The sequence below is a fragment of the Gemmatimonadaceae bacterium genome (genome assembly GCA_019637445.1).
GTDB lineage: Bacteria > Gemmatimonadota > Gemmatimonadetes > Gemmatimonadales > Gemmatimonadaceae > Pseudogemmatithrix.
The window spans coordinates 98,572-119,671 of the sequence record JAHBVS010000003.1; the positions used below are offsets into that span (position 1 = coordinate 98,572).

Here is a 21,100-nt window from a genome sequence, read left to right on the forward strand (position 1 = left end):
CCTCAGCTACGCTTGAACTCGACCTTGGGCACCGCCCGCTCGGCGGCGTCCTCGATCTCCCAGAGCTCGGCCGGCACGCACTTGGCAAAGCCCGCCACGAGGTTCGTGGGGAACTGCTGCTGCCGCGTGTTGTAGAGCGTGGCCGTGTCGTTGTAGAGCTGCCGCGCGAACGACACCTTGTTCTCGGTCGAGGCCAGTTCTTCCTGCAGCGACTTCATGTTCGCGGTCGCCTTGAGGTCAGGATAGGCCTCGACCACGGCGAGCAGCCGGCCGAGCGCGCCGGTGAGCTGGGCCTCGGCCGCTGCGGACGCTTGCACGTGCTGCGGATCGAGGCCGGCGGCGGCCTTGACGGCGGAGTTGCGCGCGCTGACGACGGCCTGCAGGGTGTCCTTCTCGAAGTCCATCGCGCCCTGAACGGCGCTGACGAGGTTCGGGATCAGGTCATGTCGGCGCTTCAACTGCACGTCGATCTGCTTGAGCGCGTTGGCGGTCTGGTTCCTGAGGGCGATGAGCCCGTTGTAGGCGATGACGCCCCATACGGCGATGACAGCAAGCGCAATCAACAGGAACACGTCGAGCTCCTGGAGAGAGGGGGTGCGCGGACACCAACGAAGCGGGGGGCGACACCGCGCGGTATCGCCCCCCGTAACCTACGCGCGCGCGCGCGTCAGGGTGTCAGTTCCCGGCCTTCTTCTTGGCCAGCGCGTCCTGCACCCAGGTGAGCGGAATCAGGAACAGCGGCGTGAGCAGAATGCCGAGCAGCATATTGATCCACGTCAGGCCAACGTAGTAGGCGCCCATGCCGAGGCCTGCGATGAGGGTGCCGAGGGGGCCGCCAAAGCTGTGTTCCACGTCTTCGCTCCGAGGGGTGCCGGGGTGAGGCGTTCGTCCGACGGATATCTTAGCCACGTGCCTAGCCAAAGTGAAGCGGTTTCGGCGGTGCAGGGCGCGCTCGCGGCGCTGCCCTCAGGCCGATGGCTGCTCGCCGTGTCCGGCGGTCGCGATTCAATGGTGCTGCTGGATGCGATGGCATCGGCGCGCGGCCACGAGGTCGCTGCGGTGGCGACGTTTGATCACGGCACGGGGCGCGCGGCGACGCGCGCGGCTTCGCTCGTGGAACGGCGCGGCCTCGAGCTGGAACTGCCCGTTGTGTCGGGCACCGTAGATGCGCCCGAACCGCCGGGCGAGGCCTCGTGGCGACACCTGCGCTGGCGCTTCCTGCGCGGATGGGCCGAGGAGCTCGACGCGACCATCCTCACGGCACACACGGCGGATGACCAGGTCGAGACCGTCGTGCAGCGCATCCTGCGTGGGGCGGGCGCACGCGGCTTGGCGGGAATGAACGCCGTCGTGGTGGCGCCGGGTCTTCCGACGGTGCTCCGTCCGCTGTTGGGCGTGGCGGGGACGGTGATCGCAGACTACGCGACGACGCGCAGTCTGCGCTACGTGACCGACCCGACGAATCGCGATCGCAAGTACCAGCGCAACCGTGTCCGGCACGACATCCTGCCGGCCCTCGAGCGCGCGGCGCCGGGCTTCGGCGCCTGGTGCGCCGACCTGTCGGTGCGCGCGGCGGCGTGGCGGACGGCGCTGGCCTCGCTGGTGGACTCCGGCATCGGACCGACGATCACGGGTGACGGCGCGCTTGTGCTGTGGGCGAGCCGCGTGCAGGCGCTCGGAGCCGACGAGTGGAGTGTGATCTGGCCGGAGTTGGCGGCGCGTGTGGGTGTCGTCATGGACCGCCGCGGCATCGCGCGGGCGAGCGCCTGGGCTCCCCGGTCGAAGCCAGGCGGGGAGGTCCAGCTTTCCCGCGGCGCCACGATTCGCCGTACCGCTCGCACGTTCGTAATTCGGGCATCGGCGACCCTCGCCAACTATATTGATGCACAGTGAGTACGACCGCCCCGAAGTCCGCCGACCCGCGCCTGCTAGGGCGCGCCATCAAGCGCATCGCCTTCGACGAGCAGGCGATCGCGCAGCGTGTCCGGGAACTGGGCGCTGAAATCACCGCTTCCTATCCAGACGGTGACCTGCTGGTGCTGGGTCTGCTGAAGGGCAGCTTCGTGTTCCTGGCGGACCTCGTGCGGGAGATTCGCCGTCCGCTGCACGTGGACTTTCTCGTGGCCTCGAGCTACGGCGCCGGGACGGTGTCGTCCGGCAATGTCCAGTTGGTGTACGACCCCGAGACCTCGCTGGAAGGGAAGCACATCCTGCTGGTCGAGGACATCGTGGATTCCGGTCGCACGCTGCAGAAGCTTGTCCAGATCCTTGGGGCGCGGAAGCCGCGGTCGATTGAGATCTGCGCCCTGCTGCACAAACACATCGCGGAGCACCTCTCGCATCCCGTGAAGTTCGTGGGATTCGACGCGCCGCACGAATTCCTTGTCGGCTACGGCCTGGACCACGCGGAAGACTTCCGCCACGTCCCGTTCGTGGCCAGCCTCGAGTAGGTAGCCATGGCCAACGCCCCGCAACAAAAGCCCGGTGGGTTCGGACGCGCCTCGCGCACCCTGTCGCTGTGGGTGCTCGCGATCCTCGTGCCGTTCGTGTTCTTCCAGATGACGGCCGGTCGCAACGAGCAGTCGCCGAAGATTGACTACTCGCTCTACGACCAGCAGCTCACGGCCGACAACATCGCCAAGGTGACGATCGTCGGCGGCCGCGAGGTGACGGGCGAGTTCAAGAACCGCGTCCTCATCGACGGCCGCGAGGCCAAGCGCTTCTCGACCAAGCTGCCGGTGGCCAACAGCGAGGCCGAAGTCGAGCGGCTGCGGGCCAAGAACGTGAGCATCGGCGCCGAGGATCCGCGCATCAGCATCGGCACGCTGCTGCTGCAGATGCTGCCCTGGATCATCATCATCGGCATCTGGGTCTTCCTGCTGCGGCAGATGCAGGCCGGCGGCAACAAGGCCTTCTCGTTCGGCAAGTCGAAGGCCAAGCTGCTCTCCGGCGACACGCCCAAGGTGACCTTCGCCGACGTGGCGGGCGCCGACGAGGCGAAGGTCGAGCTGCGCGAGATCATTGAGTTCCTGAAGGACCCTGCCAAGTTCACCAAGCTCGGTGGCCGCCTGCCCAAGGGCGCGCTGTTGGTCGGCCCGCCGGGCACGGGCAAGACGCTGCTCGCCAAGGCCGTGGCCGGCGAGGCGGGACGTCCGTTCTTCTCGATGTCGGGCTCCGACTTCGTGGAGATGTTTGTCGGCGTCGGTGCCAGCCGCGTGCGCGACCTCTTCGAGCAGGGCAAGACGAACGCGCCCTGCATCATCTTCATTGACGAGATCGACGCGGTCGGCCGCCACCGCGGCGCCGGCCTCGGTGGTGGGCACGACGAGCGCGAGCAGACGCTCAACCAGCTGCTCGTCGAGATGGACGGTTTCGAGTCCAATGACGGCGTCATCCTGATTGCCGCGACGAACCGCCCCGACGTGCTCGACCCGGCGCTGCTGCGTCCGGGCCGCTTTGACCGCCAGATCGTCGTGGACGCCCCCGACCTCAAGGGTCGCGAGGGCATCCTCAAGGTGCACATCCGCAACAAGCCGCTGGCCGAGGACGTGGACATCCATCGCCTCGCGCGTGGCACGCCGGGCATGGCCGGCGCGGATCTCGCGAACCTCGTGAACGAGGCGGCGTTGCTTGCCGCGCGTCGCAACCACGATCGCATCTACATGCTCGACTTCGAGGACGCGAAGGACCGCGTCATGCTCGGCGCCGAGCGCAAGTCGCTGGTGATGAAGGAGGAGGAGCGTCGCCTTACCGCGTATCACGAGGCGGGGCACGCCGTCTGCGCGATTCGCGTGAAGGGCAACGACCCGCTGCACAAGGTGACCATCGTGCCGCGTGGCCGTGCGTTGGGCCTCGCCTTCACGCTGCCCGAGGATGATCGCGTGTCGGTGACGCGCGAGCAGCTCGAGGCGCGCCTGGTGATGGCCTACGGTGGACGCACCGCCGAGGAGATCGTCTTTGGCCGCGACCGTGTGACCACGGGCGCGGCCAGCGACATCCAGCAGGCCACGGGTATCGCGCGGCGCTATGTGTCGCAGTGGGGCCTCTCGGATGCCATTGGGCCGATCCTCGTGGGCGACAACGAGCAGGAAGTCTTCCTGGGCCGCGAGCTCACCAGCCGCCGGCAGGTGTCCGAGCGTACGGCCCAGCAGGTGGACGACGAGGTCTCGCGCGTGATCAACGAGGCCTACAACCGCGCGATGGACACGCTGACGACCAACCGCGCGCTGCTCGACAGCATCGCGGCGGCGCTGCTTGAGCGCGAGACGCTTTCGCGAGAGGACATCGCGATCCTCGAGCGTGGTGAGGAACTCCCGCCGCGCATCGATCCGCCCACGGCCCTGCCGACGCCGCCGAAGGCCGCGGCGGACGCCGAGCCGCGGCGCGTGCCGCCGCCGCTCTTGGGCGGGCCCGAGCCATCGCCGGCCTGAGGCGGGTTCGTACGTGACCGTGGTGCGGCGACCGTGAATCCCACGGGCTTCCTGACGTTCGGCTGGCGCGACCTCCTCGAGGTCGCGCTTGTCGCATACATCCTCTACCGCGGCCTGCTGCTCATCAGCGGGACGCGCGCGCTGCAGATGCTGGCGGGCATCGTCGTGCTGGTGCTCGCCTACGCGGCCGCCTGGGTGCTGCGGCTCACCACGCTGACGTGGCTGCTCGGCCTGGCGTTCACTTACGGCGCGTTCGCCGCCATCGTGATCTTCCAGCCGGAACTGCGCGCGGCGCTGGCGAACCTCGGGCAGCGGCGGCTGGGGTTCCTGCTCAGGCGCGACGAGGAGGACACCGATGCCGCCGCCGTGCTCGCCGATACGGCGTTTCGCCTCTCGCGCCTCGGCCTCGGCGCCATCATCGCGATCGAGCGCGATGTGTCGTTGGCGCCGTTCGTGGGGAGCGGCACGGCGGTGTCGATGCAGGTGCACGCCGACCTGCTCGCGGCGGTGTTCGCGCGATCCTCGGCGCTGCACGACGGCGCCGTGGTCGTCCGCGCGGACCGTGTGATCGGGGCGGGCTGTATTCTGCCGCTGACCGCGACGCCGCTGGATCGCAGCTATGGCACGCGGCACCGGGCGGCGCTTGGGCTGTCCGAGGAGACGGATGCCGTCATCCTCGTCGTCAGTGAGGAGCGCGAGGAAGTGTCGGTGGCGTTGCGCGGCGAATTGCGCCGGATGGGCAGCGAGCGCGAGTTGCGCACATTCCTCGCGGCGCGCGAGGCGAACGCGACCGTCTGAGGGGCAGGGGTCCGCGACCTTGCGCGCTGGTGGGGCGTCGGCGGGCGTTGTGGTCTAATGTCCGACGTTCGCCCAACCATTTTGACTGCGCGCGTGTCTCACCGCGTGAACCCTCACCCTGCCTGACGATGACTCTCCGATCGCTCGCCGGCTGGCTCGGCGTCCTGCTCCTGACGGCCTGTGGAGGCGGCACTGCTGCGTCCCGAGCCCTTGTGACCGTATTCGACTCCACGCGTGCAGACACCGTCGTCGCGCGCACCGCTGGGGAAGTGCCGGCGGAACGCGTGCGGCAGTTGGTCGAGGAGCTGCGCATCGCACCGGAGGCCGACGATACGTCGCTGTTTGCCGACGTCTTCGAGTTCGACGTGACGCCGGATGGCCGCCTGCTGGTGTTCGACCAAGGGGGGCGCAGCGTGCTGGAGTTCGCGCCCGGCGGAGCGCTGACGCGCCGCATTGGACGCCAGGGCGCGGGGCCCGGCGAGTTCAATCGCAACGGCGGCATGGTGGCGCGCGCGGACGGGGGCTTCGTGCAGTGGGACGCTGGAAATGGGCGCGTCTCGTTCTTCTCGCCGTCCGGGAACTTCGATTCGAGTTGGGTGGTGCCGACCGGTTTCAGTACGTCGAATGGGTTGCGCAGCGATCGCAGTGGCTCCCTGTACCTGTACCGTCCGGTCACGCCGCCCCGCGAGGGGGAGATTCTCGGGCGGATGGGCTTGGTGCGCCTGCAGCCCGGTGGTGTGTGGGGCGACTCGTTGGTGCCGCCCGACCTTCCCTGGGAACGCGTGGTCTACGTGGCGCGCGTCGATGGCAACACCTCGTCGACTTCGCCCACCCACTCCCCGCGGTTCCAATGGCAGTGGCATCCCGACGGGCACTTCGTGTCGGTGAGCACTGCGCGCTATGTGCTCGAGGTTTCGCGCCCCGACCGTGCGCTGCGCATCGAGCGCGAGGCACCGGCCATCCCCGTGTCGGCCGATGAGCGGGCGTTTGAGGAAGAGCGTATCACCGCCTCGATGCGCCAGACTGAACCGGGCTGGGTCTTTCGCGGCCCACCGATTCCCGCCGAGAAGCCGCCCGTGGCCGCGCTCTTCGTGGCGCGCGATGGACGATACTGGGTGCGGGTCGCCACGGCCTCGGAGCTCATTCCGGAGGCAGAGCGCGACCCGGTGCGCCCGAACCGGCCGCCCCCGCGGCGCTACCGTGAGCAGCCCGAGTACGAGGTGTTCGACGCGGATGGGTCCTTCCGCGGTCGCGTGGCGCTGCCGATGGGCAGCACGTTCATCGAGGCCGATGGCGACCTGGTGTGGTTCATCGCCCGCGACGCGGACGGGCTGGCGGCCGTGGTCCGTGCCCGTGTGAATCCCGGACTGCGCTAGGCCACCTCGCGTGGAGCCGCGATTGCGTGGGCGCGAGGCTTTCGCGCCCGCGTAAGCTCCGGTAATTTCAACTGTTATGGGTTTTTCGGGTCTCGCCGAGCGCGTGGCAGAGGTGCGGCAGCGCATCGACGCCGCGCGCGCACGGGGGCAGGGGCAGTCGGTGCGCCTGATCGCCGTGACGAAGACGCACGGAGCCGAGGCGGTGCTCGCAGCCGAGGCGGCGGGAATTGCCGATGTCGGCGAGAACAAGGTGCAGGAAGCGGTGGGCAAGCAGGTTGCCCTCCGAGAGGCCGGCACGATGCCGTCGGGCATCCGCTGGCATCTCATCGGCCATCTGCAGACGAACAAGGTCAAGCAGCTCGATCGCTTCGACCTGCTGCACGCGCTGGATCGACCGCGCCTTGCGGACGCGGTGTCGGAACAGGCAATGCGCAGCGAGCGGGTGTTCGACGTGCTGATGCAGGTGAATGTCGTCGGCGAGGAATCAAAGGGTGGCTATGCGCTCGCGGATGTGCAGGCAGCAGCGACGCGCCTGCGGGAGCTGTCCGGCCTTCGGGTGCGGGGCGTGATGACGATGGCGCCGTTCGACGCGGACGAGCCGACGCTGCGACGGGTGTTTCGCGGCGCACGGGAAGCGCGCGAGCGGTTGCAGGATGCAGGCCTTCCCGCCGAGGAGCTCTCGATGGGAATGAGTGGGGACTACGAGATTGCCGTCGAGGAAGGGGCCACGTTGCTCCGCCTCGGCACCGTGCTGTTCGGCGCAAGGAGCTAAGCAAAATGGACGATCAGGGCGAAGACATGTTCCGCCTCTCGCCGGTGGATGTCCGCCGGTTTGAGTTTGGCACGTCGATGCGAGGCTATGACCGCCAGCGCGTGGACAACTTCCGCGATCAGGTGGCCGATGAGCTCGAGTCGTTGATCCACGAGAACGCGGACCTCGACGGCAAGAACCGCGCGCTGGCCGAGCAGCTCAAGCATTTTCGTGAACGCGACAAGGCCCTGAACGAGGCCCTGGTCAGCGCGCAGCTGCTGCGTGAGGAGATGAAGGGCCAGGCGGAGCGCGAAGCGGCGCTGATCATCCAGGAAGCCGAGGCGCAGGCCTCGCGCCTGCAGGAGCGCGCGCGCGGTGAGATCGCCGAGCTGCAGCGCGAGCTCAAGGAATTGGAACGCACGCGTCGCGCGTATCTCGCGCAGCTCAAGGCGCTGGCCGAGCGACACCTCGCCGAGGTCGCGGCGTTCGAGCAGGCTCCGTCACCGGGCGCCAGCGAGTCGCCGTGACCGTGGCTTCGATGGCGCTCGATCCCCAGGCGGTGCAGTCCGCGGTCGCGGCCATTCGGTCGCGATCGGCGCTCGTGCCCGAGGTGGCGGTGATCCTCGGGACGGGGCTTGGCGCGCTGGGCGAAGCCATCGAAGTCGAAGCGAGCATCCCCTACGGCGACATCCCGGGATTCCCGCTCTCCACCGTGGAATCGCACACCGGTCGCCTGCTGCTCGGTACGCTTGCCGGCCGCCGCGTGGTGGCGATGCAGGGACGTTTCCATCGCTACGAAGGCTACGCCCTGCAGCAGGTGACCTTCCCGGTGCGCGTCATGCGCGCACTGGGTGCGGAGGTGCTGGTGGTCTCAAACGCCTGCGGCGGCATCCGCGCCGACTGGGCGCCGGGCGACCTGATGTGCATCGCCGACCATATCAACCTGCTCGGCGACAATCCGCTGGTCGGCCCGCACCATCGGGAGTGGGGCGTCCGCTTTCCGGATATGAGCGCGCCCTATGACGCCGCGTTGCGCGCGACGGCTTCGGAGGTGGCGCGTGGCGCGGGCATCACGTTGCGCGAAGGCGTGTACGCTGCCGTGATGGGGCCGAACCTCGAGACGCGCGCCGAGTACGCGATGCTGCGTACGATGCGTGCGGACGTGGTCGGGATGAGCACCGTGCCCGAGGTGATCGTCGCCGTGCAGGCGGGCTTCCGCGTGCTGGGCATCTCGATCATCACCGACGCTTGTGTGCCGGAAACACTGGAGGCGGCTTCGCTGGAGAAGATCCTCGCGGTGGCGGCAGTCGCGGAACCCAAGCTGACTGCGCTGGTGCGCGGCGTGCTGGAGCGCCTGTGACCGCCACGGAGCCCACGATGCGCTACCGCCCCATCCCTGCCGATCTCGGCGCGGACGCGTTGGAGCGCGAGGTAATGGATCGCTGGACGCGTGACGGCGTGTTCGAGGCCGCGCAGGCCCAACGCGCCGATGCGCCGTCGTGGGTGTTCTTCGAGGGTCCGCCGACGGCGAACGGTCGGCCGGGCATCCACCACGTATTCTCGCGCACGCTCAAGGACCTCTTCTGCCGCCATCGCGCGATGAAGGGATTCCACGTGCCGAGGAAGGCAGGCTGGGACACGCACGGCCTGCCGGTCGAGATCGAGGTCGAGAAGTCGCTGGGAATCAGCGGCAAGCAGGACATCGAACGCGTGGGTGTGGCGGAGTTCAACCGGCTCTGCCGCGAGAGCGTGTGGAAGTACAAGGGTGACTGGGAGCAGCTCAGCGCCCGCATGGGCTACTGGCTCGACTACGACGATCCCTACGTCACCTACCACAATGCGTACGTGGAGAGCGTGTGGTGGGCGCTGAAGACGCTGCACACGAAGGGACTGCTCTACCAGGGGCACAAGATCCTGCCGTACTGCGCGCGCTGTGGCACGGCGCTGAGCTCGCACGAGCTCGCGCAGGGCTATCAGGATGTGGAGGATCCGTCGGTCTATGTGGCGATGGACCTGGAGGGTGAACGGGGAACGCTGAACGGTGAAGGGAGAACCGGCGCCGTGCGGCGGCGAATCATTGTGTGGACGACGACGCCGTGGACGCTGGTGTCGAACGTAGCGTTGGCCGTGCATCCGGAGCTGACCTACCTCGAGTTGCGCAAGAAGAACGTCAGCGACTGGACCATCATTCTCGCCGAGGGGCGCGCCGCGGGCGTGCTCGGCGCGGATTACCGTGACCGCTGGGAGACGGTGAACACCCTCAAGGGTTCGGACCTCGTCGGCTGGCGCTACAAGCGTCCGCTGGAGTGGGTCGAGTATCCCGAGGAGGGCGCGAACCAAGTCATCGTCGGCGAGGAGTTTGTCTCGGCGGACGATGGCTCGGGCGTGGTGCACATGGCGCCGGCCTTCGGCGCGGACGACTACGCGGCGGGGCAGCGGCACGGCCTGGCCTTCGTGAATCCGGTGGATGCGCGCGGACAGTTCCCGGCGACGATGCCGGTGGTCGGTGGCAAGTTCGTGAAGGATGCCGATCCGGTGATCGTCGAACAGATGGAGCGCGACGGCACGCTGTGGAAGGCGCAGCGTTTCGTGCACTCGTATCCGCACTGCTGGCGTTGCGGCACGCCGTTGCTCTACTACGCGCGCGGCAGCTGGTTCGTGCGCACGACGGCGTTCAAGGACCGCATGATGGCGCGCAATGCGGCGGTGAACTGGAATCCCGCGGAGATCGGGTCCGGGCGCTTCGGGGCGTGGCTGGAGAACAACATCGACTGGGCGATCTCGCGCGACCGCTATTGGGGCACGCCGCTGCCGGTGTGGGTGAACGACGCGGACCCGACGGAAGTGCAGGTGATTGGCTCGTTCGCCGAGTTGGCGGAGCAGGTGGGTCGTGCGTTGCCCGAGGACTTCGACCCGCACAAGCCGCACGTCGACCAGTACAGCTGGCCGGCGCCGAGCGGCACGGGCACGATGCGCCGCGTGAACGAGGTGATCGACACCTGGTTTGACTCGGGCTCGATGCCGTTCGCGCAGTGGGGCTACCCGCAGCAGCCGGGCAGTGCGGAGCAGGTGAAGCGCTACTATCCCGCGGATTTCATTGCTGAGGGCGTGGACCAGACGCGTGGCTGGTTCTACTCGCTGCTGGCGATCGCAACGGGTCTGGGCGACGCGTTGCCGAACAACCACGTGCGCGACGAAGCGGCTCCGGTCGCCGAGCCCGATGGGACGCGTGCGGCGCCGTATCGGGCGGTCGTCGTCAACGACCTGGTGCTCGACGCGCAGGGGCAGAAGATGTCGAAGTCGCGCGGCAACACGGTGGATCCGCACGCGGTGATGCAGCGGCACGGCGCCGACGCCGTGCGGTTGTTCCTGATGGCGGGTTCGCAGGTCTGGGTGCCGCGACGGTTCGACGAGGCGGTGATCCGCGAGACCGCGGGGCGTTTCCTCGTGACCTTGCGCAACGTGTACAGCGGCATCTTTGCGCAGTACGCGAACTTCGGCTGGAGCCCGAGTGATCGCGATCCGGCGGTCGCGGACCGTCCCGTGCTCGACCGCTGGGTGCTCGAGGAAGTCGCGGTGGTCGAGGCGAGCGTCGATGCGGCGCTCGAGCAGTTCGACGCCACCTCGGCGGCGCGCATCCTGATGGAGTTCGTCACCGAGGGCGTGGCGAACTGGTACGTGCGCCTGAGCCGCGCGCGCTTCTACGATGTGGCGTCGGACGACAATCGGGCTGCGTTTGCCACGCTGCATGCTGTGCTCGTGCGCGTGTCGCGCCTGCTGGCGCCCTTCTCGCCGTTCATCTCGGATTGGATGCATCACGAGCTCACCGGAACGTCGGTGCACCTCGCCGACTTCGGCTCGACGCCGTCGACCAAATCAGACGCTGAGTTGGCGGAACAGACTGCGCTGCGCAGCGCCATGTCCGCGGCGCGCACACTCGCCACGCTGGGCCGTTCGGCGCGCGAGTCCGCCGGCATCAAGGTGCGGCAGCCCTTGGGCACGCTGACCTGTGTGGCGCCCGACGTCGCCGCCGCGTGGCATGGCGTGATTGCGCCAATCGTCGCCGCCGAGCTCAACGTGAAGACGGTGAGCTTCGCCGACTCCGCGGCCGACTGGGTGCGCCTCGAGGGCAAGCCGAACTTCCCGGTCTTGGGCAAGATCCTCGGGGGTGCGATGAAGGCGGCCAAGCCGGTCGTCGAGGCGCTGTCGCAGGAGGACCTGCGCCGCATCGAGCAGGGTGATGCCGTGACGGTGGACGTGCCGGGCCACGGGGCGATCGCCCTCGATGCCGCGCGCGTGACCATCACGGCCAAGGCCGCGTCGTCGTTGGTTCTGCAGCAGGGCGACGGCCTCAGTGTCGCACTGGACCCGACGGTGACGCCGGAGCTGCGCGCGGAGGGTATGGCGCGCGAGGTGGTCAGCCGCGTGCAGCGGCTGCGGAAGGAATCGGGGCTGGCGGTGAGCGATCGGATCCGGCTCGCCGTGGTGGCCCCGCAGGAGGTGCAGGACGCGCTCACGCCGCACGCGGCGTGGATCGGCGCGGAAGTGCTTGCGGTCTCGGTTGCCGTGGTCGGCGCCGCGCCCGCGGGTGTGTGGGAAGCGCAGGCCGAGGTGGACCTCGACGGTCCGGCCGTGCGCGTGGCCCTTTCCAAGGAAGCCTGAGATGGCGGACAAGACCCCCGGTTCCGAGAAGAAGTTCAAGCCCTTCCCCAAGAAGCAGATCGCGTATTTCGAGAAGCGACTGCTCGAGGAGCGGCGGCGCGTGCTGAAGGAACTCGGGCATTACGACGAAACCTTCGGCAATACGCCCCAGGGCGCCGATGGCGATCTCTCGGCCTACTCATTCCATATGGCCGACCAGGGCACGGACGCGATGGAGCGCGAGAAGGCCTTCCTCTTCGCCTCCAAGGAAGGGCGCTTCCTGTGGCACGTGGACCAGGCGTTGCGCCGCCTGTATCGCACGCCTGAGGAGTTCGGGAAGTGCCACAACTGCGGTGGCGAGGTGGGCTTCGACCGCCTCGACGCGCTGCCGCACGCGCGATACTGCATCGACTGCAAGCAGCGTGAGGAAGATGGGAAGAAGTGATCCGGGCGGGCTCGCGCCGGCTCCCGTGCTCGGGATGGTCGGCGCGATCGTGCTCGCCGATGCCTTCACGAAGTTCGTGGCGGTCGATCGGCTAGCGCCGGCGCACGTCCCGCACTCGGTGTTTGGCGAGTGGTTTCAGTGGACGCTGGCCTACAATCGCGGCGCCGCGTTCGGCCTGCACCTGGGTCCGTGGTCGCGCTGGATCTTCATTGCGCTCACGATCGTCGCGCTCTGGGTGTTGTGGTCGCTGTACCGCAGCAGCGCGCCGACGGCTCGCGCCCGCGTGTTGGCGTTGGCGAGCATTGCGGGCGGCGCGATCGGTAATCTGGTGGATCGCCTGCGCTCGGGACGCGGCGTGGTGGACTTCATCGACATCGGCGTCGGGTCCTGGCGTTGGCCGACATTCAACGTGGCGGACATCGCGGTGAGCGTCGGGGCGCTGACCCTCGCCGTCGTGTTGTGGCGTGAGGACGTTGAGGCCGCCCAGGCCGAGGCCGCCGCTGGCGCTGCGAGTCTCGACGACGGCACCACGGCCGGCAGGCACGAGCCGACGCCGAGTCGCTGAGATGGGCGAGCCGCTGCCGCCGGGGCGGCACGCACTGACGGTGCCCGCGGGCAGTTCCGAGCGCCTTGACCTGCTCGTCGCGCAGTTGGGCGGACTCTCCCGCACACAGGCCGCGACGCTCATCGCCACGGGCAAGGTGCAGGTGGACGGCCGTGTGGAGCGCGCGAGCTTCCGGCCGGAGGCTGGCGCGCGCATCGACGTCGAGATCGTGCCGCCGCCGGGCCGGGAGATCGTGCCCGAGCAGATCCCGCTGCGTGTGGTGCACGAGGACGAGGACATCGTCGTCGTGGACAAGCCCGCGGGCATGGTGGTGCATCCGGCGCCGGGCAACTGGAGTGGCACGCTGGTGAACGCGCTGATGGGGCGCGGGCAGGGGCTCGCCGAGGGCGGCGGGCCGGAGCGGGCCGGCTTGGTGCATCGCCTGGACAAGGAGACCAGCGGCCTGCTCGTCGTGGCCAAGACCGACCGCGCGCACCGCGTGATGAGTCGCGCCATCGCCGCACGCACGGTGAAGCGCCGCTATGCCGTGCTGTCCTGGGGTCACCTCGACGCCGACCGCCTGACGGTGGACAAGCCAATCGCCCGCGACCCCAACGACCGGACGCGGATGGCGGTGCGGCCGGAAGGACGCAACGCCCGGACGGACTTCACTCGGCTCGCCCGCTTCGATGCCACGGACCTGCTGCGGGCCGACCTGCACACCGGTCGGACGCACCAGATTCGTGTGCACCTGGCGGCGGTGGGGCATCCGGTGGTGGGTGACGATACCTACGGCGGGGGTGGGGGGCGGCGACTCGTCGACCTGCCCCCGCGGCGGCATTTCCTTCACGCAGCCTGGCTCGTCTTTACCCACCCGGTGTCGGGTGCCGTGCTGGACCTGCGATGCCCGCTGCCCGAGGAGCTGCGACGCTCCTTGGCTCGGGCTGCCGAAGACCCGTCGTTGTTTGCCCACCCCGATGTGCTGGAGTACTTTGGCTTCTATAGAGCGACCGACTGATTTCGTGCTGTCTTCGGGACCCGAAGTGGACGCCGACCAAGGCCCGCGTGCGCTAGAGGTACGGGTGGGAGCGGAGACGCTCGCCATCCCGATGTCGCACGTGGTCGAGGTGGCGTCGCTGAAGCTGCTGACCCGCTTACCCGGTGCCCCGACGTGGTGTGCTGGACTGTTGAATCTGCGGGGACGCGTGTTGACGGTGGTGGACCTCGGCCTCCTGCGTGGGGCGGAGGGGACGGACGGACCGGTCGTGGTGGTGGAGGAGGCGGGCCGCCGCTTCGGGCTTCGGGTGTCGCGGGTGCTGGGTGTGCAGGCCTTGGCTGGGCAGGAAGCGGTGGACGTCGCGGCCCTCGGGTCCGACGTGCTCGACGATCATTGAGGCCGGCCACGCCGGCACCTACCCAAACGGCAGTGAGGGGGATTCGTGGCTCCGACGGTGCTCATCTGTGACGACGCGATCTTCATGCGGACGATGGTTGGCGACATCCTCACGCAGGCGGGCTTTGAGATTGTCGGGGAGGCGGAGACCGGCCGGCAGGCCGTCGAGAAGTACAAGGCCCTACGTCCCGACCTGGTCACGATGGACATCGTGATGCCCGACATGGGGGGCATCGATGCCGTGCGCGAGATTACCGCCTTCGACGCGGGCGCGAAGGTGCTGATGTGCAGCGCGATGGGGCAGCAGTCGCTGGTCGTCGAGGCCATCCAGGCCGGCGCCAAGGACTTCGTCGTGAAGCCGTTCCAGCCGAGCCGTGTGCTCGAGGCCGTGCAGCGCGTCCTCGGGTGATTGGGTCGCCCCCACCTCGCGCCGCCCGTGGACGCCGCCAAGTACGCCGAGCTGTTTCGCACCGAGAGCCGTGAGCAGCTCTCGGCGGTGAACCGCGCGCTGCTCCGTCTGGAGCAGGGCGAGACCTCGCGTGAGCCGGTGGACGCGATCTTCCGCGGCGTGCACACCATCAAGGGGATGAGCGCGACGATGGGCTACACGGCCGTCGCCGAGTTCGCGCACGAGCTGGAGTCGCTGCTCGACAAGGTGCGCACGGGCGCGCAGTCCGTGACCGCCGAGTTGATGGACGCGCTGTTCGCCGCGGTGGACGCGCTGGAGGCGGGGATCGATCGGCCGACCGCCGAGGCCGCGATGCCAGCCGGGATGCGCGAGTCGTTGGAGCGCCTGCACGATGTCGCCGGCGGCCGCTCGACGGCGGAGTTCCGCGTGCCGCGGGCGAGCGCGGCCGTGGAGATGCCTGCTGAAGCGGCGGACGAGGCGGCGCTGGGCGAGCCCGACGCCGATGTCACGCTGCTGCGCATCCAGCAGACCGCCGACAGTGCGCTGCCAGGCGTGCGTGCGTTCATGACGCTGCAGAAGCTGCGGGCGCTGGGCGCGGTGACCGGCGTCGAGCCCGCCGAGGCACGGCTGCAGGCCGCCACCACGCCGCAGGCATTCACGGTGCGCCTGCGCAGCACGGCGGGCCGGAGCGAACTGGAGGCCGCCGTACGTTCGGCCGGCGATGTGGCGTCGGTCGTGATCACGCTGCCGGCGTCGATGCGAGAGGCGGAGGCGGTCGGCGGCCATCCGATGCGTCGCGCCAGCGATGTCTTCGCTGCGGACGCGCTGGGGCCCGCCGAGCGCGGCGAGGCGCCGCGCGCGCGGCACGTGCGCATCGAGCTGTCGCGGCTGGACCGGTTGCTGGACTTGATCGGTGAGTTGGTGATTGTCCGCGGCCGGCTCGAGTCGATCGCCGACGGCCTGCGCGTGCAGGCGCTCGACGACACAATGCGCGAGGCCTCGCGGCTTGTCGGCGACCTGCAGGCGGAAATCATGACCAGCCGCCTGGTGCCGGTGGGGCAGGTGTTCGACCGCTTTCCGCGCCTCGTGCGCGACATCGCGCGGCAGCTGGGGAAGGACGTGGTGTTCGCGATCGAGGGCAAGGAGATCGAGATCGACCGTTCGGTGCTCGACGAGATCGGCGAGCCGGTCGTGCACTTGCTGCGCAACGCGATCGACCACGGCCTGGAGTCGCCGGAAGCGCGCGCCGCCGCGGGCAAGTCGCGCGCGGGCCGCCTCACGCTCGCGGCCCAACGCGAGCGGAACGCCGTGGTCATCACGGTGCAGGACGACGGGCGCGGCATCGACCGCGCCAAGGTGCTGGAGCGCGCGCGCGACGCCGGCATCGTGCCGCCAGAGACCACGGAGCTTGACGACGACGCGCTGTTGCGCTGCATCGCGCAGCCGGGCCTCTCCACCTCGGAGCACGTCAGTGAGGTGTCGGGGCGCGGGGTGGGTGTGGACGCCGTCTTGAGTCGCACGCGGGCGCTGGGTGGCGCGGTGAGCCTGACGTCGCTGCCCGGGCAGGGCACGACGCTCACGCTACGGCTCCCGGTCACGCTGGCCATCGTGCGGGCCGTGCTGGCCCGCGTCGGCAGCGAACGCTACGCGCTGCCGCTCACGCACGTGCGCGAGACGCTGGAGCGCAGGCCGTCGGCGGTGGCTCGTGAGGACGGCCGCGAGGTGCTCCGCCTTCGCGAGGAGTCGCTGCCCCTGCTGCACCTGCGGGAAATCGTCCGTTTGCCCGATGCGACAGCGCCGCAGGACGAGGAGATCGTGGTGATTGCCCGCGGTGAGCGTCGCGCGGGGTTGGTGGTGGACGAGTTGACCGGACAGGAGGACATCGTGGTCAAGCGCTTCGACGGCGCACGCGATGGCCTCGCCCTCTTCAGCGGCGCGACGATCCTCGCGGATGGCGTGCCCGCCCTCATCGTGGACGTCGGGAGCCTCCTATGAGCACGGACCAGCCAACGGACGATGTGCGCAACTTCTCGCGCGAGGCGCTGGATGCGCTGCGCGAGGTGGCGAACATCGGCGCCGGCCACGCCGCCACGGCGCTGAGCCAGATCACGGGCCAGCGCATCATGATCTCGGTGCCGCATATCACGGTCGCCGCGCTGGAGTCCGTCCCCAACCAGATCGCCGCGGGGGAGGACCCCGTCGCCGCCATCGCGATGCGCATCGACGGCGACCTCACGGGCGTCACGCTGCTCATCTTCCCGCAAGCCATCTCCCTGCGCATCGCCGGCCTGATGATGGGCAAGGAAGTGCAGGCGCTGGGCACCATCGAGGAGTCGGCGCTGAAGGAAGCCGGCAACATCCTCAGCGGTGCGTATCTCAATGCGCTGGCCGAGTTCCTGGAGATGCGCATCCTGAATTCCCCGCCGGCCTTGGCGGTGGACATGAGCGACGCGGTGCTCAACTCCACCTACCTCGAGGCCTCGCACGGCTCCGAGTACGTCTTCTGCGTGGAGAGCGAGTTCCAGTTGGCCAACGACACGATGCCGCTGCGGGGCTACTTCCTCCTGCTGCCGGACCCGCCGAGCCTGCGTCGCATGCTTGAGGTCATTCACGTCACGTGACCGCCCCGCACGCCGCCCACCCCGTGTCCGAGCGGGACCGCGAGGTCCTGCGCGGTTTTGCGCGTCGCATCGACCCCTCCGATGCCGGCGCGCACAACAACCTTGGCGTGCTCTACTACACGAAGGGGCTGTACGAGGAGGCAGTCGACGCCTTCACGAAGGCCCTGGAGCTGGACCCGAAGATGCAGGTCGCCCAGCGCAACCTCGAGGTGGCCTACTTCAACACCGGCTACTACGACCAGCGCGTGGCGCAGCTGCGCGAGCGGCTGCGCTTCCGCGCCGACGACCGCGAGGCGCGCTGGGAGCTGGGCCGTGCCTTCGCCCTGCTCGGACAGCCCGAGGATGCCATCCCGGAGTTCCAGGCGCTGCTGGCCATCCGCCCCGGCGATGTCGGCGCCATGATCCAGCTCGGTCTGGCGGAGAAGTCGTTGGGACGCCTCGGCACGGCGCTCAGCTGGTTCCGGACGGCGCTCTCGCGCGACCCGCAGAGCTCGCTGCTGCACTTCTACGTCGGCGAGGTGCTCTACAACCAGGGCGCCTTCGACGAGGCGCTCACGGCGCTGCAGCGGGCCATCCAGCTCAACCCGGACCATCCGGACGCGCACTTCCTGCTCTCCTTCGTACTCGGCGACATGGGCCGGCACGACGAGGCGCAGGCCGCGTCCAAGCGTGCCGTGCAGCTGAATCCGGCCCTCTCACGGGCGCAGGCCAACCTGTCGCTCGACGAGTACGACCCCAAGCGCTATGAGCAGTTGGTGCCGGGACGCCAGGCGCGGAAGTCGCAGCAGCAGATGCGCATTGCCGAGGGCGAGTCACTGGCGCACTTCACGCTCGCGCACGCGTTCCGGCAGCAGGGCCTGGCCACCGAGGCGATGCGCGAGTACGAGTTGGCGCTGCAGGGCGGCGAGGATCGCGCGTTGGTGCTGCAGGCGATGGCCGAACTGCACCTGTTGCAGAAGGCGCCCGAGCGCGCCCTGCCACTCTACGACGAGCTGCTGCGTGGCTCGCCCGATTCGCCGAAGCTCTGGAACGAGCGGGGCGTGGCCCTGCACCAGCAGGGTGACTACCGCGGGGCCGCCGAGTGCTACGTGCGGGCGCTCGAGTCCGACGCGAACTACGCCATCGCGCGCAACAACCTCGCGGTGTCGTACTTCCACGCGGGCGCGCCGGACGACGCCATCGACACCTTCCGCGACGCGTTGAGCTCGTCGCCCACGTTCACGAAGGCGCGGCTCAACCTCGCGCTGTTGCTGATCCGGAACAAGCGCTACCAGCTGGCGCTCGAGGCATATCGCCAGGTGTTGGAGCACGAGCCCGAGGCACCGGTGGCCTGGAACGGCATCGGCCTCGTGCTCGCCGAGCTGCGGCGCTTCGAGGAGGCGCGCACGGCCTACGCACGCGCCATCCAGGCGGACCCCGAGTTCGCCGAGGCACACTACAACCTGAGCTTCACGCTCTCAAATCTCGGTGACTACGCAGGCGCGCTGCGCGAGACAAAGCGCGCGCTGGAGATCGACCCGTACTACGTGCCGCAGTCGTTCCGCCTGGCGATCGACCTCGAGTATGAGGAGGCCAACCTGTTCGTCGTGCCCGACTTGGGCGGCGAACAGCGCGTCAGCCAGGGCGTGGACACCTTCGCATTTGATCGCGGGCTGCTGGACTCGATCTTCCAGCAGTTGGAGAGTCCTAGCGTCACGATCGTCGAGCCGGCGACGGGCAGCGATCCCTACGCGCTGGCCGAGGACTATCTCACGAAGGGCCTCGTGGATCGCGCGATGGCGGAAATCCGTCGCGTGGCTGGCCGGGGGGGAGACCCGGTGCGCGGCGAGGTGCTGCTGGGTGAGTGCTTCGGCCGGCAGGGCGCCTGGGGCGAGGCCCTCGAACGCTTCGAGGAGGCGCGGCGGCAGCAGGAGCGCAACCCGGAAGCTCTGCGCGGCGAGACGCAGGCGCTGTTGATGCTCGGCCGCGGTAGCGATGCCGCGGTGCCGGCGGCGTTGCTGCACGAGGTCTTGCCCGACGACGTCGATGCCTTGTTGTTGGTCTCGACGGCGCGTTTCGAGAGTGGGGATCCGGAAGGCGCACTGGAGGTCCTCGACGAGGCACGGCGTGCGGATCCGGGCCGGGCGGAAGTCCCGCGGGGCATTGGCAACGTCACGCGCGCGCTGGGGAACCTGGATGCAGCGATCGCGGCGTATCGACACGCACTCACGCTCGACGCCGATTTTGCGGCCGTGCGGTTCGACCTGGCGCAGCTGCTGGCGCAGCGCGGCGACTACGATGAGGCGGAGCGCGAGTTGATGCTGGCGCTCGACGTGGTGCCGACCTATGCCGATGCGATCCTGGCGCTGGTGGGGCTGCACAAGGTGCGCGGGCGCATCCAGGACGCGTTGGCGCTGCTGATTGAGTTCCTCGAGCGCGACCCGTACAGCTTTGATGGCCTGGTCGCGCTGGGCGAGCTGTTGCTCGAACTCGACCGCTTTGACGACGCTGGTTTCGCCTTCCAGCGCGTGCTGCGCTACGACCCCGAACACGTTGGGGCGGTGTTCCACCAGGGCCAGCTGCTGGTACGGCAGGGCCGCTACCGCGAGGCGGTGGCCTGCTATCGCCGCGTGGCGGAACTTGACCCGAACGGCGAGTTCTCGCGGCGCGCGTTCCGTGAGGCGCGGGCCGTGCAGCAGCGCCTCGATGGCGTGGACGAGGAGGGCTGATGGCGATCGAAGGCCCACTTCGCGAGCTCGGCATCCACGATGTCTTCCAGCTGCTGGACCTCAGCCGGAAGACGGGCACGCTCACCGTGCAGTCCGCGCTGCGCGACAACGAGGGCGTGGTGCACTTCGAGAACGGCAAGGTGATCTCGGCGTCCATCCGCTCGAACCCGCACCGCATCGGCGACCTGCTCGTGCGTTCGGGGCGACTCACCGACGACGACCTGGCGCGCGTGCGCGAGGCGCAGGCGGCGGGCGACCGCCGACGCTTCGGTGAGATCCTCGTCGGCATGGGGATGGTGACGGCGCGCGAGATGGAGCGGCAGATGCGCCTGCAGATCGAGGCCGTGGTCTTCGAGCTGATGGCCTGGTCCGAAGGCAGTTTCCGTTTCGACGAGGGTTTGAGCGAAGCGGTGCTGCGTGAGGCGTCGGTGCCGATCGGCACGGAGACGCTGCTGATGGAAGGCGCGCGACGCATCGACGAGTGGTCGCGGATCGCCGACCGCGTGCCCAATCTCGGCGTGATCCCCGATCTCGCGCCGGGGGACATGGACCACCCGGCGCTGCTCGACCTCCTGCCGCACGAGTGGCGGGTACTCGCCAGCATCGACGGCGACACCGACCTGCGGAGCATCGCGGCCACGGTCTCGATGAGTGAGTTCGACGTGGCGCGCATCGTGTACGGGCTGGTGAGCACCGGCGTGGTGCTGCTGCGGCAGCCGAAGCGCGAAAGCCAGGCGCTGCCGCTGCCCCAGGAACGGCGTGAACCTTCGGTCACACCGCGCGGCGTGATGCCCTCGGCGCTGCTGCGCGGGGCGGAGGCGTTCCGTCGAGGCGCGTTGGCGGATGGCATTGCGTTCTGGAGCGCCTTCGTCGAGGCCGCACCGACGTATCCGGGCGTGCCGGCGCTGCGCGAAGGCATCGTGGCGGCGACCAAGCTGTTGGAGACGCTGGACCGCGAGGTGCCTCGTGAGCGCTGAGCATATT

The 21,100-nt window shown here is 69.1% G+C and carries 20 protein-coding genes; 18 read left to right on the forward strand and 2 right to left on the reverse strand.

The genetic code is table 11. The annotated features are described in order from the left end of the window. Positions 1-2: 2 nt before the first annotated feature. Together KF709_13400 and KF709_13405 are read right to left on the reverse strand one after the other, a co-directional pair. Positions 3-572, reverse strand: coding sequence for a LemA family protein (locus tag KF709_13400; protein MBX3175405.1), 570 nt, complete (start codon positions 570-572; stop codon positions 3-5). A 103-nt stretch (positions 573-675) separates the two neighbouring features. Continuing rightward, complete coding sequence (locus KF709_13405) at positions 676-852, reverse strand: hypothetical protein (GenBank protein ID MBX3175406.1); 177 nt, start codon at positions 850-852, stop codon at positions 676-678. Between the two features lie 57 nt (positions 853-909). Between KF709_13405 and tilS the strand changes: the two genes are divergently transcribed. The 18 genes from tilS (at position 910) to KF709_13495 (ending at position 21,093) form a co-directional block, all read left to right on the forward strand. Beyond that, positions 910-1,893 carry a tRNA lysidine(34) synthetase TilS gene (gene tilS, locus KF709_13410; GenBank protein MBX3175407.1) on the forward strand — a complete coding sequence of 328 codons (984 nt, stop codon included), beginning with the start codon at positions 910-912 and terminating at the stop codon, positions 1,891-1,893. A gap of 47 nt (positions 1,894-1,940) precedes the next feature. Further along, positions 1,941-2,450, forward strand: coding sequence for a hypoxanthine phosphoribosyltransferase (hpt, locus tag KF709_13415; protein ID MBX3175408.1), 510 nt, complete (start codon positions 1,941-1,943; stop codon positions 2,448-2,450). 6 nt (positions 2,451-2,456) lie between these two features. After that, positions 2,457-4,430, forward strand: a complete 1,974-nt coding sequence (gene ftsH / locus KF709_13420) for an ATP-dependent zinc metalloprotease FtsH (protein ID MBX3175409.1) — start codon at positions 2,457-2,459, stop codon at positions 4,428-4,430. Between the two features lie 33 nt (positions 4,431-4,463). After that, positions 4,464-5,228 carry a diadenylate cyclase CdaA gene (cdaA, locus tag KF709_13425; GenBank protein ID MBX3175410.1) on the forward strand — a complete coding sequence of 255 codons (765 nt, stop codon included), beginning with the start codon at positions 4,464-4,466 and terminating at the stop codon, positions 5,226-5,228. Between the two features lie 128 nt (positions 5,229-5,356). After that, the gene (locus KF709_13430; protein ID MBX3175411.1) at positions 5,357-6,604 is read left to right on the forward strand and encodes a hypothetical protein; all 1,248 of its coding nucleotides are present in this window, start codon (positions 5,357-5,359) and stop codon (positions 6,602-6,604) included. A 76-nt stretch (positions 6,605-6,680) separates the two neighbouring features. Then, positions 6,681-7,376: a YggS family pyridoxal phosphate-dependent enzyme gene (locus KF709_13435; GenBank protein ID MBX3175412.1), complete on the forward strand. Its 696-nt coding sequence runs from the start codon at positions 6,681-6,683 to the stop codon at positions 7,374-7,376. Positions 7,377-7,381: 5 nt separating this feature from the next. Next, positions 7,382-7,882 carry a DivIVA domain-containing protein gene (locus KF709_13440; GenBank protein ID MBX3175413.1) on the forward strand — a complete coding sequence of 167 codons (501 nt, stop codon included), beginning with the start codon at positions 7,382-7,384 and terminating at the stop codon, positions 7,880-7,882. 11 nt (positions 7,883-7,893) lie between these two features. Continuing rightward, complete coding sequence (locus KF709_13445) at positions 7,894-8,715, forward strand: purine-nucleoside phosphorylase (protein ID MBX3175414.1); 822 nt, start codon at positions 7,894-7,896, stop codon at positions 8,713-8,715. Then, a complete protein-coding gene (gene ileS, locus KF709_13450; protein ID MBX3175415.1) occupies positions 8,712-12,017 on the forward strand; it encodes an isoleucine--tRNA ligase in 3,306 nt (1,101 codons plus the stop codon). The genes KF709_13445 and ileS overlap by 4 nt, the downstream gene beginning before the upstream one ends. A 1-nt stretch (position 12,018) precedes the next feature. Next, positions 12,019-12,441 carry a TraR/DksA C4-type zinc finger protein gene (locus tag KF709_13455; GenBank protein MBX3175416.1) on the forward strand — a complete coding sequence of 141 codons (423 nt, stop codon included), beginning with the start codon at positions 12,019-12,021 and terminating at the stop codon, positions 12,439-12,441. After that, on the forward strand, positions 12,428-13,006 hold the full coding sequence (gene lspA, locus KF709_13460; protein ID MBX3175417.1) for a signal peptidase II: 579 nt from the start codon (positions 12,428-12,430) through the stop codon (positions 13,004-13,006). Before KF709_13455 ends, lspA begins: the two co-directional genes overlap by 14 nt. Before the next feature lies 1 nt (position 13,007). Continuing rightward, the gene (locus KF709_13465; protein MBX3175418.1) at positions 13,008-14,003 is read left to right on the forward strand and encodes an RluA family pseudouridine synthase; all 996 of its coding nucleotides are present in this window, start codon (positions 13,008-13,010) and stop codon (positions 14,001-14,003) included. A 4-nt stretch (positions 14,004-14,007) separates the two neighbouring features. Next, on the forward strand, positions 14,008-14,379 hold the full coding sequence (locus KF709_13470; GenBank protein ID MBX3175419.1) for a chemotaxis protein CheW: 372 nt from the start codon (positions 14,008-14,010) through the stop codon (positions 14,377-14,379). Positions 14,380-14,424: 45 nt separating this feature from the next. After that, the gene (locus tag KF709_13475) at positions 14,425-14,787 is read left to right on the forward strand and encodes a response regulator (GenBank protein MBX3175420.1); all 363 of its coding nucleotides are present in this window, start codon (positions 14,425-14,427) and stop codon (positions 14,785-14,787) included. Positions 14,788-14,814: 27 nt separating this feature from the next. After that, on the forward strand, positions 14,815-16,782 hold the full coding sequence (locus KF709_13480; protein MBX3175421.1) for a chemotaxis protein CheA: 1,968 nt from the start codon (positions 14,815-14,817) through the stop codon (positions 16,780-16,782). Continuing rightward, positions 16,779-17,408: a chemotaxis protein CheC gene (locus tag KF709_13485; GenBank protein ID MBX3175422.1), complete on the forward strand. Its 630-nt coding sequence runs from the start codon at positions 16,779-16,781 to the stop codon at positions 17,406-17,408. The genes KF709_13480 and KF709_13485 overlap by 4 nt, the downstream gene beginning before the upstream one ends. Beyond that, positions 17,405-20,116: a tetratricopeptide repeat protein gene (locus KF709_13490; GenBank protein MBX3175423.1), complete on the forward strand. Its 2,712-nt coding sequence runs from the start codon at positions 17,405-17,407 to the stop codon at positions 20,114-20,116. Before KF709_13485 ends, KF709_13490 begins: the two co-directional genes overlap by 4 nt. After that, entirely contained in the window at positions 20,116-21,093 is a 978-nt protein-coding gene (locus KF709_13495; GenBank protein MBX3175424.1) for a DUF4388 domain-containing protein, read from the forward strand. The genes KF709_13490 and KF709_13495 overlap by 1 nt, the downstream gene beginning before the upstream one ends. The last annotated feature ends 7 nt before the right edge of the window (positions 21,094-21,100 follow it).

Bases quoted from the DNA above. Each gene is read 5' to 3' on its own strand.
- KF709_13435 (MBX3175412.1), top strand. From the start codon at position 6,681: ATGGGTTTTTCGGGTCTCGCCGAGCGCGTGGCAGAGGTGCGGCAGCGC.
- KF709_13495 (MBX3175424.1), top strand. From the start codon at position 20,116: ATGGCGATCGAAGGCCCACTTCGCGAGCTCGGCATCCACGATGTCTTC.
- KF709_13440 (MBX3175413.1), top strand. From the start codon at position 7,382: ATGGACGATCAGGGCGAAGACATGTTCCGCCTCTCGCCGGTGGATGTC.
- lspA (MBX3175417.1), top strand. From the start codon at position 12,428: ATGGGAAGAAGTGATCCGGGCGGGCTCGCGCCGGCTCCCGTGCTCGGG.
- KF709_13485 (MBX3175422.1), top strand. From the start codon at position 16,779: ATGAGCACGGACCAGCCAACGGACGATGTGCGCAACTTCTCGCGCGAG.
- KF709_13430 (MBX3175411.1), top strand. From the start codon at position 5,357: ATGACTCTCCGATCGCTCGCCGGCTGGCTCGGCGTCCTGCTCCTGACG.
- ftsH (MBX3175409.1), top strand. From the start codon at position 2,457: ATGGCCAACGCCCCGCAACAAAAGCCCGGTGGGTTCGGACGCGCCTCG.
- KF709_13455 (MBX3175416.1), top strand. From the start codon at position 12,019: ATGGCGGACAAGACCCCCGGTTCCGAGAAGAAGTTCAAGCCCTTCCCC.
- KF709_13445 (MBX3175414.1), top strand. From the start codon at position 7,894: ATGGCGCTCGATCCCCAGGCGGTGCAGTCCGCGGTCGCGGCCATTCGG.
- KF709_13465 (MBX3175418.1), top strand. From the start codon at position 13,008: ATGGGCGAGCCGCTGCCGCCGGGGCGGCACGCACTGACGGTGCCCGCG.